This is a genomic window from Mycobacterium sp. (assembly GCF_004298145.1).
Taxonomy (GTDB): Bacteria; Actinomycetota; Actinomycetes; order Mycobacteriales; family Mycobacteriaceae; genus Mycobacterium.
Window position 1 is genome coordinate 1 of record NZ_SCRH01000039.1, and the last position, 17573, is coordinate 17573.

At 70.0% G+C, this 17573-nt stretch carries 4 protein-coding genes and 1 pseudogene; all 5 read right to left on the reverse strand.

Annotated features, from left to right (window positions below):
* Positions 1-161 (reverse strand): annotated as a pseudogene (locus tag EPN51_RS15465) (hypothetical protein); the annotation flags it as partial.
* Positions 162-332: 171 nt separating this feature from the next.
* Positions 333-1394: a 3-oxoacyl-[acyl-carrier-protein] synthase III C-terminal domain-containing protein gene (locus tag EPN51_RS15470; RefSeq protein WP_293044115.1), complete on the reverse strand. Its 1062-nt coding sequence runs from the start codon at positions 1392-1394 to the stop codon at positions 333-335.
* A gap of 160 nt (positions 1395-1554) precedes the next feature.
* Positions 1555-4662, reverse strand: a complete 3108-nt coding sequence (locus tag EPN51_RS15475; protein ID WP_293044117.1) for an acyltransferase domain-containing protein — start codon at positions 4660-4662, stop codon at positions 1555-1557.
* A 1-nt stretch (position 4663) separates the two neighbouring features.
* The gene (locus tag EPN51_RS15480; protein WP_293044334.1) at positions 4664-11107 is read right to left on the reverse strand and encodes a type I polyketide synthase; all 6444 of its coding nucleotides are present in this window, start codon (positions 11105-11107) and stop codon (positions 4664-4666) included.
* A complete protein-coding gene (locus EPN51_RS15485) occupies positions 11088-17504 on the reverse strand; it encodes a type I polyketide synthase (RefSeq protein ID WP_293044119.1) in 6417 nt (2138 codons plus the stop codon). Before EPN51_RS15485 ends, EPN51_RS15480 begins: the two co-directional genes overlap by 20 nt.
* Positions 17505-17573: the final 69 nt, after the last annotated feature.

The following is a 17573-nucleotide window of genomic DNA, read 5'->3' on the forward strand; positions in this document are numbered from 1 at the left end:
ACCCCGCACAACTGGTCGCGATCGATCTCGGCCACGATCTCCACGAGGCGCCCATCAATCGCATTGCGCTGACCACACAACTCCGCCAACTCCTCGAACAACACCTCAAGACGATCGCCAGGACTCACCACCACAGCGCCAGCAGATGCGATCGACGACATAACGCCATCATCGCAGCCACCACCGACAACACCGGGCCACCCGACCCCCGCTTCGGCGGCCACCACCGCAAATCCCGATCCGGGAGCCAAGTCAGGGCACCGACGTCGGCCACGCATTGCCGTTCTGAGGAAAGCCGTTGGTCAAACAAGGCCTCGACGGAAGTTACCCGCTCAGTGCCAGCGCAGCAGCACCAGCTCGGAACCGAAACCGGGCCCCGTCGCGAGCATCAGCCCGGGGCTCCCGCCGGGCGGCGGTTTGGCGATGGTGTCCCGCAGGATATGCAGCACCGACGCCGACGACAGGTTGGCGATTTCGCCGAGCGAGCGCCAGGTCAGCTCATGCGCCTGCGGTGGCAGCCCGAGGCACTTGGCGATGGTGTTGATGACCTTGGGGCCGCCGGGATGAGTCACCCAGGCCCCGATGTCGTCCTTGGTCAGCTGATGCGCGGCCAGGAACCGGGTCACGTCGTCGGCCAGGTACCGGTCGATGACGTTCGGCAGTTCGGGAGACATCACCAGCTGCATCCCGGCCGAGCCGACGTTCCAGCCCATGATGTGCAGCGATTCGGGATACAGCCGGCTGCGTGAATCGAGGATGTCGGGTCCAGCCGAACTCAGTTGCCCGGCGCGACCGTCGCCGACGGCGACCACGGCGGCGGCGCCATCACCGAACATCGCCGTCCCGACCAACCCCGACACGGTGGGCCTGACCGCGGGGAAGGTGAGCGAGCACAGCTCGACGGAAACCAGGGCCGCAACGCCATCGGGTGCGCCGCGCAGGTAGTCGTGCAGCCTGCCCACTCCCGCCGCCCCGCCGGCGCAGCCCAACCCGAACAGCGGCACCCGGCGCACGTCCGGGCGCAGGCCGAGGCGCCCGACAATACGGGCGTCGAGCGAGGGCACCGCAACACCGGTGACGGTCGTGGTGACGATCATGTCGATGTCGTGCGGGTCCAGCCCCGCCTCGTCGAGAGCGCCCAGCAGTGCGTCGCAGCCCAGTTCCACGCCCTTGTCGATGAAGATCTCGTTGGCCTCCCCGAAGTCGGTCAGCGAGCGGTACCGCTCCAGCGGCAGCACGAAGTGGCGGCTGTTGACCTTGGCGGCGGCGTGCAGGCGCCGGACGATCCCTTCGTGTTCCTTCAACGCGGGGAACTCGGCGATGTGGTCGGTGATTTCGCCCTGGCTGTAGCGATGCGGCGGCAACGCACCGAACACACCCGCGATGACGCTCATGCTCTACTCTCTTGATTGCCAACCAGCTTCAATACGATTCCCCGTAATACCGGAAGTTTATGCGGTTCGGTAGGGTCTTGCAAAAGTTTTAGGTATTCAACACATGTCTTATTGATGCGCCATTGTGTTCGCGTAATCGGGCCCGACAGCGGGGAATTCGTCATCCGATGTCTTCGTCATCCGCCGAATTGAGCGCCATGGCAATTAAGGCGTCGGGGCTCAAAGAGTCGATGTCGTCACCGGCAACACGTGGACCATTTTGATCGGTGACGGGCGTTTCCGGCATACCGGCGAGTAATAGGAGTTTGTCGAGCAATCCCGTTCGGCGAAGCTCGCGCAGGGGGATCTTCCTGAGCGCGGACCATATCTTTTCGTCGTCGGATTCCTCGTGTTCGTCATGAAGCAGTTGCCGGCGGAGATGATCGGCCAGCACGGCCGGGGTCGGGTAGTCGAAGATCAGCGTTCGTGACAACGCCATCCCGGTCTGGGTGGTGAGGCGGTTGCGCAGTTCCACCCCGACCAGTGAGTCGAATCCGAGGTCGCCGAAGGCGCGGTCGTGGTCGATGGCCTGGCCGTCCGGATGCCCCAGCACGGCCGCCGCGTGCTCGCACACCAACTCGACCAGCACACGCTGCTGTTCCTCGCGCGGCAGTCCGTGCAACCGTTGGGCCAAATCGGGTGAGCGGGCGACGGTGGCAGCTGACGTCCCCGCTGCCGGCTCCGCTCCCCCTGGCCCGGCGCCCAGCCAAAACCTCTCTCGCACAAAGCCATACGTCGGCAACTCGACTCGCCGGACGTTCAGGCCGGCGAATACGCCCGCCCAGTCGAGGTCGAGCCCCCGGGTGAACATTTGCCCGGCCGCGCCCAAAGTTGATTCCGTCTCGGGGCGATCCTTGGGCATGGTGGCCACCGACACCGCCCGCTCGGCGCTCAGCGATTGGTCCACGGCGGCCGTCAACGCCGCGCCCGGACCCAGCTCCAGGAAGATCGCTGCACCGGCCGCCTCGGCGGCGCGCACTCCCTCGAAGAAGCGCACCGGTTGACGTACGTGCTCCACCCAGTAGTGCGCCGACCCGTATGAGGCGTCAGCCAGCTGCCCGGTCAGATTCGACACCAGCCCCAATCGCGGGCGCCCCGGCTCGATACCCGCCGCCACCGCGGCAAACTCCTCCAGCATGGGCTCCATCAGCGGCGAATGAAACGCATGGGACACCGCCAACCGATGCACGCGCCGGCCCTCCTGCGCCAGCCGGTCCGCCAGCGCCACGACCGAGGCGTGAGCACCGGAGAGCACCACCGAATGGGGGCCGTTGACCGCCGCAATGCTCACCCCGCCGTCCAGCGCGGGAACCACCTCGGCCTCGCCGGCTCCGACCGCCACCATCACCCCGCCGGCCGGCAGCGCCGCCATCAGGCGGCCCCGGGCCGCGACCATTCGCGCCGCATCCGGCAGCGACAGCACCCCGGCCACACACGCCGCGGCGATCTCACCCACCGAATGTCCCATCACCACATCCGGTGTGACGCCGAATGACTGCCACAGCGCCGCCAGCGCGATCCCCAGCACGAACAACGCCGGCTGGGCAAACTCGGTGCTCTGCAACAACTCCGGGTCCGCACCCCACATCACCTCGCGCAGCGGCAGCCGCAACTGCCCGGCCACCGCGGCGGCGGCCTCATCGAAAGCGCGGGCGAACACGTCGAACCGCTCATACAGTTGGCGCCCCATCCCCAGCCACTGCGACCCCTGGCCCGGAAAGACAAAGACCGCCTTGCCCGGCGCCGTGGCCCGGCCCATCGCCACACCCGAATGTGACTCCCCCGCCGCCAACGCCGCCAATCCCGCAGGATCGCCGCCCACCACCACCGCGCGGTGCTCGAAGAAGGTCCGGGTACTGACCAACGACCAGGCCACGTCGAGGGGAGCAAGATCCCCTCGCTCGGCCACGAAGGCCGACAATCGTTGCGCCTGATTGGTCAATGCGCGTTCGGACCGTGCCGACAGCACCCACGGCACCGCGACGACTTCGTCCGTGCGCATGTCCGGTTGCGCCGTATCGGGCTGGGCGGGCGGCTGTTCCACGATGAGATGCGCGTTGGTGCCGCCCATGCCGAACGAGGACACTCCGGCCCGTCGCGGATGGTCGGTGGACGGCCACGGCACCGGCGTGGTATTGACTTGCAGTCCAAGGCGATTCAGGTCGGCCTCGGGATCCGCGCCGGCATGATTGAGGGTCGGCGGAATCGTCGAATGCTGGATCGCCAGGACGGCCTTGAGCAGGCCCGCCACCCCCGCGGCGGCACCGGCGTGGCCGATATTGGCCTTCACCGATCCCACCCGCACCGGAGCCTGCGCCCGCTCGCCGAAAACCTCACCCAGCGCCTGCGCTTCGATCGCGTCGCCGACCTTGGTTCCCGTTCCGTGGGCCTCGACGTAGTCGATGTCGCCTGCCGTCAGGCCGGCGTCGGCGAGCGCACGGCGGATCACGTCAGCCTCGCCGGGAGCCGACGGCACGGCCTGGCCGCCCGCGCTGTGCCCGGCATTGCCCACGGCGCTGCCCCGAATGACGGCGCGGATGCGGTCGCCGTCGGCGAGGGCCGCGGTCAACGGCTTCAGCAGCACCAGCCCGGCGCCCTCACCGCGCACGTAGCCGTCGGCCCGCCGATCGAACGCATAGGTGTGACCCGACACCGATACGGCACCGAATTCCCGTTCCAGCATGGCGATTTCGTCGGCCAGGTTGAGGTGGACCCCGCCCGCGATGGCCAGCGGCGACTGCCCGCTGCGCACGCTTTCGCATCCGAGGTGCACCGCCACCAGCGAAGAGGACTGCCCGGAGTCGACGGTCATGCTCGGACCCTGCAGCCCGAACACATACGAGATCCTGTTGGCGATCATCGCTCTGCTGATGCCGGTGAACGTGTGGTGGTCGAGATTGTCGGCGAGATCGCGCAGCGTCAGCGCGGCGTAGTCATCCGTCATCGCCCCGAGGTACACCGAGACCGGTTCTCCGCGCAGCGTTTCCGGCACGACGAAGGCGTCTTCGAGCAACTCCCAGCTCAGTTCGAGGCCCAACCGTTGCCGCGGGTCCATCGCGCACGCCTCCCGTGGCGACAGGTTGAAAAAGTCGGCATCGAATTGCTCGGCATCGCCGGCGAACCGGGTGCTTTCGTGCCCGTCGCACAGCAGACGCCAGAAGGGACCCGGGCCGGCCGCTCCGGGGAATTTGCAGGCCAGCCCGATGATCGCGACGTCTGTCGAGGGCACCTCAGGGGCCGACTTCGTCGTCGAGGATCGCGAAGAGCTGGCTCTCGGTGGCGGTGGCGAGGTCGTCGTCGAACGCGTCCTCGGGGTGGTCCGGCAGCGCGGTGGGCGACGGGCCGGTCGATGACGCCAGCAGGCCGTCGAGCCGGGTGACGAGCTGCGCCCTGTCGCCGGGGCTCAGATCGGGCGCGCTGAGCAGTGTTTGCAGTTCCCGCGCGATGTCGTTGAACCGGGCCATGCGATCGGGCGGGGTGGCCGGGGCGGCTACGGCGTTGGTGGCCAGCTCGGTGCCGAGGTGCTCGGCGAGGGCGGCAGGCCTGGGGTGATCGAAGATCAGCGTCGGGGAAAGCGTCAGCCCGGTGGCGATTTTGAGCCGGTTGCGCAGCTCGACGGCGGTCAGCGAATCGAAACCGAGGTCGCCGAACGCGTCGTCGGCGTTGACATCCGCGGTGGTGTGCCCCAGCACCGCGGCCGCGTTGCCGCAGACCAGCTCCACCAATTCGGCGTGGCGTTGTTCGGGACTCAGGCCGTCCAGCCGCGCCCGCAGCCCGGTCAGGGACACCATGTCGGTGTGCTCCAGGACCCGGCGGGCCGGGCGGGTGGCCAGCTGGCTCAGCAGCGGCGGCAGCGCGGCGCTGTGGTGGGCCAGCGCGGCCCTGTCGAGGCGGGTGCCCACCACCATGGGCTGTTCGCCCAGCAGCGCGGCGTCCAACAGTTCCAGCGCTTGCCGAGTGGACAGCGCGCTCAGCCCGGCCCGGCTCATCCTGGCCCTGTCGACGTCACCGAGGTGTCGCGTCATCGTCGACGGTTCTTCCCACATCCCCCAGGCCACCGACAACCCCGGGAGTCCGTGGGCGTGGCGATGGACCGCCAGCGCGTCGAGGAAGCTGTTGGCCGCCGCGTAGTTGCCCTGACCCGGCGCGCCCACGATTCCGGCCATCGACGAAAAGGCCACGAACGCGGACAGATCCAGTTCTTTGGTCAGCTCATGCAGGTTCCACGCGCCGTCGACCTTGGCCCGCAGCACCGTGTCGATGCGCGCGGGGGTCAACGACGCGACCACCGCGTCGTCGAGCACCCCGGCGGCGTGGAACACCGACCGCAACGGGTACTCGGCCGGCACCCGTGCCAGCAGGGCCGCCACCGCGGCCCGGTCGCCGACGTCGCACGCCACCACCGACACCTCGGCCCCCGCGTCGCGCAATTCGGCGGCCAGCTCGGTCATTCCGGCCGCCTGTTCCCCGCTGCGGCTGACCAGCATCACGTGGGGCACCCGGTGCCGCTCGACGAGGTGACGAGCCACCGCCGAACCCGCCATGCCGGTGCCGCCGGTGATCAGCGCCGTCCCGCCAGCCAGCCCCGCCGGCCCGTCCGGCACGGTGAGCACGACCTTGCCGATGTGGCGGGCCTGGCTCACAAACCGGTACGCGTCGGCGGCGCAACGCGCGTCGAAAGCCTTGACGGGCAACGGCGCCAAGACCCCGCCGGCGAACAACTCCATCAACTCGGCAAGCATCTCCGCGATGCGATCCGGGCCGGCCTCCATCAGATCGAACGCGCGATACCCCACCCCGGGATGGGCGTGCGCGACGGCGTGCGGATCACGCAAATCGGTCTTGCCCATTTCGATGAAACGGCCACCGGGGCCCAGCAGCCGCAGCGACGCGTCGTTGAACTCGCCGGCCAGCGAGTTGAGCACCACATCCATCCCGCCGGCGGTGGCGAACTTCTTCTCGAACTCCAGCGTCCGCGAATCCGCGATGTGCGCATCGTCGAACCCCATGGCGCGCAGCGTGTCCCACTTACCGCGGCTCGCCGTCGCGAACACCTCCGCGCCCCAATGCCGGGCCAGCTGGACCGCGGCCATACCCACGCCGCCGGTGGCGGCGTGCACCAGCACGCGTTGTCCCGCCCGCAATCCGGCCAGCACCGACAGCCCGTAGTACGCGGTCAGGAACACCACCGGCACGCCCGCGGCCTGAGCCATCGACCAGCCCCGCGGCACTGGGGTCACCAGCCGACGATCGACGGCCGCTTCCGAGCCCGCCAGCCCGAATATCCCCAGCACCGCGTCGCCGACGGCAACATCGGTGACGCCGGAACCGAGTTCGGTCACGATGCCGGCACCCTCGGCGCCCAACTGCGCGGCACCCGGATACATGCCCAGCGCCACCAGCACATCCCGGAAATTCACCCCGGCCGCAGCCACCCTCACCCGCACCTGACCGGCTTCCAGTTCCGCCGGCGGGTACTCCTGCACCGCCAAATCCTCCAGCGTCCCGGCATCGCCGGCGGCCAACCGCCACACCGACGGCGCCTCGGGCAACCGCAACAGCGCCCGCTGGCCGGCCGGTTTCAGCCGGGCGCTATAGGCCACACCGGCACGCACCACCAATTGCGGTTCGCCACAACCGATCACCGCCGCGATGTCCAACGATCCATCCGTATCCACGAGCACCACGCGGCCCGGGTGCTCGGCCTGCGCCGAGCGCACCAGCCCCCACACGGCCGCTCCGGCCAGGTCGGCCACGTCCGCGACCCTCTCGGTGGCCAATCCCACCGCCCCGCGGGTCAGCACCACCAACGTCCCGCCCGCATCACCGGCCAGCCAGGACTGCAGCACGCCCAGCGCCTCGTGGGTGGCCGCGTAGACCGAGGCGACCGCGCCCGAATCGGCGGACGGCGACTCCCATACGGTGATATCGCCGCCAATTTCGTTGCCGGGCGGCGAAACCGGCGGTGAGATCGGCGACCACACCACGTCCAGGAGCTCGCCGCTGCCGGAGCGGGCCGCCACGGCCGCGGTCAATTGATCGGCCGAGACGGCACGCGTCACCAGCTCCCGCACCGACAACACCGGGAGGCCCGACGAATCGGCCAGCTCCACCGACACGGCACCGGCGCCGACCGGCGCCAGCCTCACCCGGACCCGCGACGCTCCGGCGGCGTGCAGGCTCACCCCCTGCCAGGAGAACGGCAGCACGGTCTCGATCCGCTCGTCGGCGACCCCGAGCGCGTGCAGCGCCGCGTCGAGCACCACCGGGTGGATGCCGAAGCCACCGGTCGCGACTCCCGCGTTCTGCGGCAGTTCGACCTCGGCGAAGATCTCGTCGCCCCGCCGCCACACTGCCCGCAACCCCTGAAAGGCCGGACCATACCCATAGCCCCGGGCCGCCAATCCCTCATACGCGCCCGCCACGTCCACCACGTCCGCACCGATGGGCGGCCACACCGACAAATCGGACACGGGGGCGGCCGCGCCGTCACCCAGCACACCCTCGGCGTGCAACATCCAATCCGCTTGCGCGACACGCGAATACACGGCGACCGGCCGCGAACCCGCCGCGTCTGCGGCGTCCACCACCACCTGAAGCTGCACGACGCCACCGGCCGGCACCGACGGAACCACCAGTGGCGCCGACAGAGTGAGCTCTTGGATCACCGAACAGCCGACCTCATCACCGGCCCGCAACGCCAACTCCACGAAGCCCGCCCCAGGAAACAGCACCGTGCCGGTCACCGCGTGGTCGGCCAGCCAGGGTTGCGCGGCCGTCGACAGCCGGCCGGTCAACACCACACCGCCGGAATCCGGCCGGTCCACGACCGCGCCCAGCAACGCATGTTCGGCCTCGGCCAACCCCAGACTGGCGATGTTCGCCGAACCCACCGAATCGCTCGACAGCCAAAACCTGCGTCGCACAAAGGCATACGTCGGCAACTCGATTCGCCGGGCATTCAGGCCGGCGAACGCCGCTGACCACTCCACGTCCGAACCGGTCGCGAAAAGCTGTCCGGCCGCCAACAGCAGCGAGTCGACCTCGGGGCGTCCCTTGGCCATCGACACCACCGACATCGCGCGGTCGGTCGTCAGGGACCGCTCGACCGCGGCCGTCAACGCCGCGCCCGGGCCGACCTCCAGAAACACCCCGGCGCCCAGGGATTCGGCCAGCTGCACACCATCGACGAATCGCACCGGCCTGCGTACATGGTCAACCCAGTATCCGACCGTCCCATAGTCGGGGCCGGCCAGTTGCCCGGTCAGGTTGGACACCAGCGCGATCCGCGGTTCGCTTGCCGACATGCCGGCGGCCACCGCGGAGAAGTCTTCCATCATGGGTTCCATCAGCGGGGAGTGGAACGCGTGCGAGACCGACAGTTTCCGGGCCCGCGCGCCGCCGTCCGCCAACCGCTCCGCGACCGCCGTGACCGCGGCCTCCGAACCGGAAAGCACCAGCGATTGCGGGCCATTGACCGCCGCGATACCGACGTCGCCGTTCAGCAGGGGCGCGACCTCGGCCTCGGTCGCGGTCACGGCCACCATCACCCCACCGGGCGGCAGCTGCGCCATCAACCGGCCCCGGGCCGCCACCAGTCGCGCCGCGTCGGGCAGCGACAGCGCGCCGGCCACACACGCCGCGGCGATCTCCCCCACCGAGTGGCCGATCACCACATCCGGTGTGACACCGAAGGATTCCCACAGCGCGGCCAACGCGATCTCGAGCACGAACAACGCGGGTTGGGCAAATTCGGTGCTCTGCAACAACTCCGCGTCGGCGCCCCACATCACCTCGCGCAACGGGAGCCGGGAATGGCCGTCCACCGCGGCCACCGCCTCGTCAAACGCCCGGGCGAACGCGGGAAATCGTTCGTAGAGCGCCGCACCCATGCCCAGCCACTGCGAACCCTGACCGGGAAACACGAACACGCGCTTGCCCACCGAGCGGGTGCGCCCGGCGACGACGTCGGGGCCCGGCGCACCGGACGCCAACCCCGCCAGCCCCGCCATCAGGTCCTCGCGATCGGCACCGACCAGCACCGCGCGGTGCTCGAATGCCGCCCGGGTGGTCGCCAACGACCAGCCCACGTCCACCGCGGGCACACCCGCGTTGGCGCCCAGATGGTCCAGCAGCCGTTGCGCCTGGCCGGCCAGCGCATCGGTCGATCTCGCCGAAACAACCCATGGGACAACCGGATTCGTGTCATCCGACGCGGGCTTTCCGTGCGGTTCTGGGCTCGGTCCTGGGATCGCTTCAAAGGGGGCCTGCTCGACGATCACGTGCGCGTTGGTGCCGCTGATCCCGAAGGACGACACCCCCGCCCGCCGCAGCCCGCCATGATCCGGCCACGGCCGCGGCTCCGTCAGCAGCGACACCGCGCCGGCCGACCAGTCCACGTGCGGCGACGGGACATCCACGTTCAGCGTCTGGGGCAGCACCCCGTGCCGCATCGCCTGCACCATCTTGATCACCCCGGCCACCCCCGCCGCCGCCGAGGTGTGACCGATGTTGGATTTGATCGACCCCAACCACAGCGGCCGGTCCGCCGGGCGATCCTGCCCGTAGGTGGCCAGCAGCGCCTGCGCCTCGATCGGGTCCCCGAGCACCGTCCCGGTCCCGTGGCCCTCCACCACATCCACGTCCGCGGCCGTCAATCCGGCGCTGGCCAAGGCCGAACGGATGACCCGCTGCTGCGACGGGCCGTTCGGCGCGGTCAAACCGTTGGACGCGCCGTCCTGGTTCACCGCCGTGCCCCGCAGCAACGCCAGGACCGGATGCCCCAGGCGCCGGGCGTCGGCCAACCGCTCCAGCACCAGCACACCCGCGCCTTCCGACCACGAAGTCCCGTCCGCCGCACCGGCATACACCTTGCAGCGGCCGTCGGGTGCCAGCGCCCGCTGCCGGCTGAACTCGACGAACGCCGCGGGGGTGGCCATCACCGTCACGCCACCGGCCAGCGCCAGGTCGCATTCCCCGGACCGCAACGACTGCGCGGCCAGATGCATGGAGACCAACGACGACGAACACGCGGTGTCCACCGACACCGCGGGCCCCTCCAGCCCCAACACATACGACACCCGGCCCGAGGTCACGCTCAGGGTCGAGCCGGTGAGCCCGTAGCCCTCCAGCTCGCCCTTCACCTCGCCGCCATACCCGGCGTGGATGACGCCGGCGAACACTCCGGTCGCTGTGCCGCGCAACGCCAAGGGGTCAATGCCCGCCCGCTCCAACGCTTCCCAGCAGATCTCCAGCATCATCCGCTGCTGGGGATCCATGGCCAGCGCCTCGCTGGGCCCGATGCCGAAGAATCCGGCGTCGAAGTCACCCGCGTCCCGCAGGAAGCTGCCCTGCCGGGTGTACATCTTTCCCTTCGCGTCGGGATCCGGGTCGTACAGGCCCTCGACGTCCCAGCCGCGATCGAGCGGAAAGTCCGACACCGTGTCCCGGCCCTCAACCACCAAGTCCCACAATGCCTCCGGCGTGTCCACCCCGCCGGCATAGCGGCAGGCCATGCCCACCACCGCCACCGGCTCGGACAGCTGGCCCTCCAGCTCAGCGACGCGCCGCCGGGTCCGCCTGAGATCCGCCGTGAGGCGTTTCAGGTAGTCGACGTGCTGCGCGGTGCCCGGCATCGTTGCTCCTTGTGGGGTCTCAGCGGCCGAGTTCTTCATCGAGGATCGCAAAGAGCTGGCTTTCGGTGGCGGCATCGAGGTCATCGTCGAGGTGTTCGGAGTCGGTCGGATCGCTGGGCGGAAGCGCGTTGAGCAGGGTGTGGATGCGGGCCCGCAGCACCAACCTGTCGTCGGCATTCCAGTTGGGCGCGCTGAGCAGCGCCTGCAGTTCGCGGGTGATGTCGTTGACGCGGGCCATCAGGTTCGGCTGGACGTCGGTGTCGGTCCCGGCCAGTTGCGTGTCCAGGTGTCCGGCCAGCACTATCGGTGTGGGGTAGTCGAAGATGAGCGTCGGCGAAAGGGTAAGCCCCGTCGCGTTTTTGAGGCGGTTACGCAGTTCGACGGCGGTCAGCGAATCAAAGCCGAGCTCCTGGAATGCGCGGCCGGCGTTGATGTCGGCCGGGTTCGGCACGCCCAGCACCATCGCGGCGTTGCCGCGAACCAGGTCGACCAACTCGCGTTGTCGGGCCTCAGGGCTCAGGCCGTGCAGGCGTGCGGTGAGGCCGGTCATCGACGCGGTGGCGTCCGTGTCGTCGACCACGCGCCGGGTCGGGCCGGCGGCGAGTTCGGACAACAGTGGGGGCAGGGCGGCGACGTTCTCCGACAGCGCGGACCGATCCAGGCGGGCAGCCACCAACACCGGACTGTCGACCAGCATGGCGGCATCGAACGCCGCCAACGCCTGCTCGGTGGACAGCGGCGCCAGCCCGAGCCTGCTCATCCGGGCCTTGTCCCGGTCACCGAGGTGCGCCGTCATCGCCGAGGCCTGCTCCCACAGGCCCCAGGCCAGCGACAGACCCGCGAGCCCATGGGCGCGCCGGTGGGCGACCAGCCCGTCGAGGAAGCTGTTGGCCGCCGCGTAGTTGGCCTGCCCCGGAGTGCCGACGATCCCGGCCATCGATGAAAACACCACGAACACGGACAAATCCAGGTGCCGGGTGAGCTGGTGCAGGTTCCAGGCCCCGTCCACCTTGGCCCGCAGCACCGCGTCCACCCGATCCGGGGTCAGCGACGAGATCAACCCGTCGTCGAGGATCCCGGCGGCATGCACGACGCCGCGCAGCGGATACCGCGCCGGTATCCGGGCCAGCATCGCCGACACCGCTTCGGGGTCGGCGACATCGCAGGCCACCACCGACGCGTGAGCGCCGGCCTGCCGCAGCGCGTCCACGAGTTCCTCGGCCCCGGCCGCGTCCGCGCCGGCGCGGCTGGCCAGCACCACGTACGCCACCCGGTAGCGGTCGACGAGGTGGCGGGCCAGCGCCGAACCGGCCATCCCGGTGCCGCCGGTGATCACCACGGTGGCCCCCGCCAGTCCGCCGCCGCACCCGCTGAGCACCTCGCCGGGCCCCGACGCAACGGTCAGCGCGACCTTGCCGATGTGGCGCGCCTGGCTGACATACCGGTAGGCCGCCGAGGCGCATCGAACGTCGAATGTCTTCTGCGGCAACGGTGTCAAGGCCCCGCCCGTCAGCAACCCCACGATCTCGGCCAGCATGGCCGCGGTGCGGTCCGGGCCGGCCTCCAACAGGTCGAAGGCCCGGTATTGGGCGCCCCGATACTGTTCGGCGATGACGTGCGGATCGCGGACGTCGGTCTTGCCCATCTCGATGAATCGCCCGCCGGGGGCCAACAGCCGCAGCGAGGCGTCGGTGAATTCGCCCGCCAGGGAATTGAGCACGACGTCGAAGCCACGGTCGCCCGCCACCGCAGAGAACTTCTCCTCAAAATCCAAGGTGCGCGAATCACCGATGTGGTCGTCGTCGAATCCCATCGCGCGCAAGGTATCCCACTTGCCACGGCTGGCGGTGACGAATACCTCCGCGCCCCAGTGCCGCGCCAGCTGCACCGCGGCCATGCCCACTCCGCCGGTGGCGGTGTGCACCAACACCCGCTCCCCGGCGCGCAGCCCCGCCAGCACCGACAACCCGTACAGCGCGGTCAGGAACACCACGGGCACACCGGCGGCCGCCACCAGCGACAGCCCCTGCGGCACCGGCGTCACCAATCGCTGATCCACCACCGCCTCGGAGCCGACGACCCCCAGCAACCCCATCACCGGATCACCGACCGCCAGCCCGGTCACGTCGGGTGCAGCCTCGACGACCACGCCGGCGCCCTCGGCGCCCAACTGGCCGCCGCCGGGATACATGCCCAGGGCCACCAGCACATCGCGGAAGTTGACCCCGACCGCGGCCACCGCCACCCGCACCTGCCCGGCGGCCAGTTCCACCCGCGGGGACGGGCTCACCACCAGGTCCTCCAGTGTGCCCTCGCCGCCGGCGTCCAGTCGCCAGCCACCGGCCGGCAGACTGATCGCCGAGTCCGCTCGCACCGGCCGCAGCCGGGCCGCGTAGGCCACACCCCGACGGACCACTACTTGCGTTTCGCCGCAAGGGATTACCGCTTGGGCATCCAGCGATCCATCGGAGTCGATCAGCACCATGCGGCCCGGATGCTCGGCCTGTGCCGACCGCACCAGGCCCCACACCGCGGCGCCGGCCAGGTCCGAGACGTCCTCACCGGCAAGCGCGACCGCCCCGCGGGTCTGCACGGCCAGCATCCCGGCGCCGTCGGAGCGCAACCACGCTTGCAGCACTTCCAAGGTTTCGCCGGCCGCCGCGTGCACCGACCGCACCACGTCGCCACCGCGATTCACCACCTCGAACAGCGTGACCTCGGCGCCGCCGTCGTCACGGCCCTGGTCGCTGCCCAGGGAGATCGGTGACCAGGTCACGTCGAGCAATCCCGGTGCGAGCGGGCGCCGCGCCGGCGCCGCCGCGGCCGTCAACTGTTCGGGTGAGACCGCAAGCATGGCCAATGTCCCGACCGACAGCACCGGCAACCCCGCACCGTCGGCCAACTCCACCGAGACCGCCCCGGCGCCGGCCGGCGCGATCCGGACCCGCGCCCGCGCAGCGCCCGACGCGTGCAACGACACGCCCTGCCAGGAGAACGGCAACACGGTCTGGTCTTGCCCGCCGGCGACACCGATCGCGTGCAGCGCGGCGTCCAGCAGCACGGGATGGATTCCGAAGCCGGCGTCGGCCACGGTGGCGTCGGGTGCGGAGGGGTCGGGTACCGCGATCTCGGCGAAGAGCTCATCGCCGCGCTGCCACATCGCCCGCAAACCCTGGAATGCCCGGCCGTATTCGTAGCCCCGCTGCGCGAGCCGGGCGTAGGCGCCGGAGACGTCCACCGCGGTCGCCCCGACGGGCGGCCACACCGACAGGTCCGCGCCCGGCGTCACCGCCCCCGGCCGCAACAAACCCTCGGCATGCAACACCCACTCCGAACCCGGCTGCGCGGCAGTCGAATACACCGACAACCGTCGCTGACCCGACTCGTCGGCCGCGCCGACCACCAGTTGCACCTGCACACCGTCGGCGGCGGACAACACCAACGGCGCCGACAACGTCAACTCCTCGAGCACGCCGCAGCCGACCTCGTCACCCGCGCGGATGGCCATCTCGACGAACCCCGCGCCCGGGAACAACACCGTCCCGCCCACCGCGTGATCGGCCAGCCACGGATGGGCGGCCGTCGACAACCGGCCCGTCAACACCACGCCACCGGAGTCGGGCCGCGGCACCACCGCACCGAGCAGCCCGTGCTCGGCACCGTCCACCCCCAGGGTCGCGACATCGTAGGATCCTGTCGACCCGCCCGGCAGCCAAAAGTGTTGCCGTACAAAACCGTATGTCGGCAGGTCGACGTGCCGGCCGCCGAGGCCGGCGAATACGGCACGCCAGTCCACACCCACACCCGCCACAAAGGCCTGCCCGGCCGAAAGCCAGAAGCGGTCCAGGCCGCCGTCATCGCGGCCCAATGACGGGATGACGCAAGCCTGCTCGCTGTCGGACACCGTCTCTTCGATGGCGGCCATCAGTACGGGGTGCGGGCTGGATTCGATGAATGCCCGATAGCCCGCGTCGCAGGCGCTGCGTATCGCCCGCTCGAATTGCACGGTTTGCCGGATGCTGCGGAACCAGTAGTCGCCGTCCAGGCCCGCGGTGTCGATGAGCTCACCGGTCACGGTGGAGAAGAACGCGACCGAGGACGACTGCGGCGCAAGGCCGTTCAGCGCCTCGGTGAGAGGATCCCGGATCGCGTCCACCTGAACCGAATGCGAGGCGTAGTCGACGTCGATACGGCGGGCGCGGATGTTGTCGGCCTCACAGCGTTGCATCAGTTCGGTCAGCGCGTCCACCTCGCCGGACACCACCACCGCCGAAACACCGTTGACCGTGGCGATATTCAATCGCTCACCCCACGCCGCGATCAGCTGTTCGGCGCGGGGCAGGCCGCAGGCCAGCGAGACCATGCCGCCCCGGCCCGACAACCCCACCAGCAGCCGGCTGCGCAACGCCACCACCCGGGCGGCGTCTTCCAGCGACAGCGCCCCCGCCACATAGGCCGCCGCGATCTCGCCCTGCGAATGACCGATCACCGCATCGGGTACCACGCCCACCGTGCGCCACAACTCGGCCAGCGACACCATGACCGCCCACAGCGCCGGCTGCACGACGTCCACCCGGTCCAGCCCGGGCGCGCCCGGCGCGCCGCGGATGACGTCGATCAGCGACCATTCGACGTGCTCGGCGAGCGCGTGAGCGCACCGGTTCATATGATCGGCGAATACCGTTGAGCTGTCCAGCAATTGGGCGCCCATACCGGCCCATTGCGATCCCTGGCCGGGGAACACGAATACCGTCTTGCCCGGCGGCTGCGCCCGGCCCACCGCGACGCCGGCGTCCTGCTTCCCGGCCGCCAACTCCGACAGCCCGCGCAGCAACTGCGCGCCGTTGGCCCCCACGATCACCGCCCGGTGCTCGAAGCGCGACCGGGTCGAGATCAGCGACCAGCCCACGTCCACCACCCGCACACCGGGATCGGCCTTCACGTGCGCCAGCAGCCGCGACGCCTGGTTCGCCAGCGCCTCGGCCGACCGGGCCGAGATCACCCACGGCACCACCACGTCATCGCCTGAGCGCCCGGCGCTTTCGGGCTCCGGTGAGTATTGCTCCACGATGACGTGCGCATTGGTGCCGCTGATGCCGAACGACGAGACACCCGCGCGCCGCGGCCGGTTCACCGCGGGCCAGGGCCGCGGATCCGTCAGCAGCGACACGGCCCCGGCCGACCAATCCACGTGCGGCGTCGGCTCATCCACGTGCAACGTCTTGGGCATCACCCCGTGGCGGATCGCCTGCACCATCTTGATCACCCCGCCGGCGCCGGCCGCGGCCGAGGTATGACCCATGTTGGATTTGATCGACCCCAACCACAGCGGCTGATCCGCCGGCCGGTCCTGCCCGTAGGTCGCCAGAAGCGCTTGGGCCTCAATCGGATCCCCCAGCGTGGTGCCGGTCCCATGGCCCTCCACCAGATCCACGTCCGCGGTGCCCAGCCGCGCATTGGCCAGCGCCGCCCGGATGACCCGTTGCTGTGACGGCCCGTTGGGTGTCGCCAGCCCGTTGGATGCGCCGTCCTGGTTCACCGCGGAGCCCCGGACGACGGCCAGCACCGGATGCCCCAGTCGGCGCGCATCGGCCAGCCGTTCCAGCACCAGCACGCCGACGCCTTCGGAAAACCCGGTGCCGTCGGCGGCGCCCGCGTAGGCCTTGCAGCGGCCGTCCGCGGCCAGCGCTCGCTGCCGGCTGAATTCGATGAACATCGCCGGTGTGGCCATCACCGTCACGCCGCCGGCCAGCGCCAGATCGCACTCGCCGGAACGCAGCGACTGCGCCGCCAGATGGAGGGCCACCAGCGACGACGAACAGGCCGTGTCAACCGAGACGGCCGGGCCTTCCAGGCCCAGCGAGTAGGCCACCCGCCCCGACGCCACACTCAGCGTCGAGCCGCGCAGCCCGTATCGCTCCAAGTGTCCGGGCACCCGGCCCTGGCCGCCGTAGGACCCGTGGAATATCCCGGCGAACACGCCGGTCGACGAACCGCGCAGGGCGACGGGATCAATTCCCGCCCGCTCCAACGCCTCCCACGACACCTCGAGCAGCAGACGTTGCTGCGGGTCCATCGCCAGCGCCTCGCTGGGGGCGATCCCGAAGAACGCGGCATCGAAATCGCCCACGTCCGAGAGGAACCCACCGCACCGCGCATACGACTTTCCGACCGCGTCGGGATCCGCATCGAACAGCCCGGCCAAGCTCCAGCCGCGGTCCGCCGGAAAATCCGAGACCACATCGCGACCCTCAACCACCATCTCCCACAAGGCCTCTGGCGAGTCCACACCACCGGGATAGCGGCAGCCCATGCCCACCACCGCCACGGGTTCGGTGGTGGCGGTGAGGTACTGGCGGTTCTCGCGCTTGAGCCGCTCGTTTTCCTTCAGTGATTGACGAAGGGCCAGGACGAGCTCGTCGGTGTTGCCGTTCATCGAACGCGGCCTTTCGTGTCGTTCACAGCGCTACTTCCGGCAAGCGGTCCGCCCCCCGCCGACCGGCCC

What these genes read in the sequence shown, in the direction of transcription:
- EPN51_RS15470 (WP_293044115.1), bottom strand. Translation starts at nt 1,394, where the DNA reads ATGAGCGTCATCGCGGGTGTGTTCGGTGCGTTGCCGCCGCATCGCTAC.
- EPN51_RS15480 (WP_293044334.1), bottom strand. Translation starts at nt 11,107, where the DNA reads ATGAAGAACTCGGCCGCTGAGACCCCACAAGGAGCAACGATGCCGGGC.
- EPN51_RS15485 (WP_293044119.1), bottom strand. Translation starts at nt 17,504, where the DNA reads ATGAACGGCAACACCGACGAGCTCGTCCTGGCCCTTCGTCAATCACTG.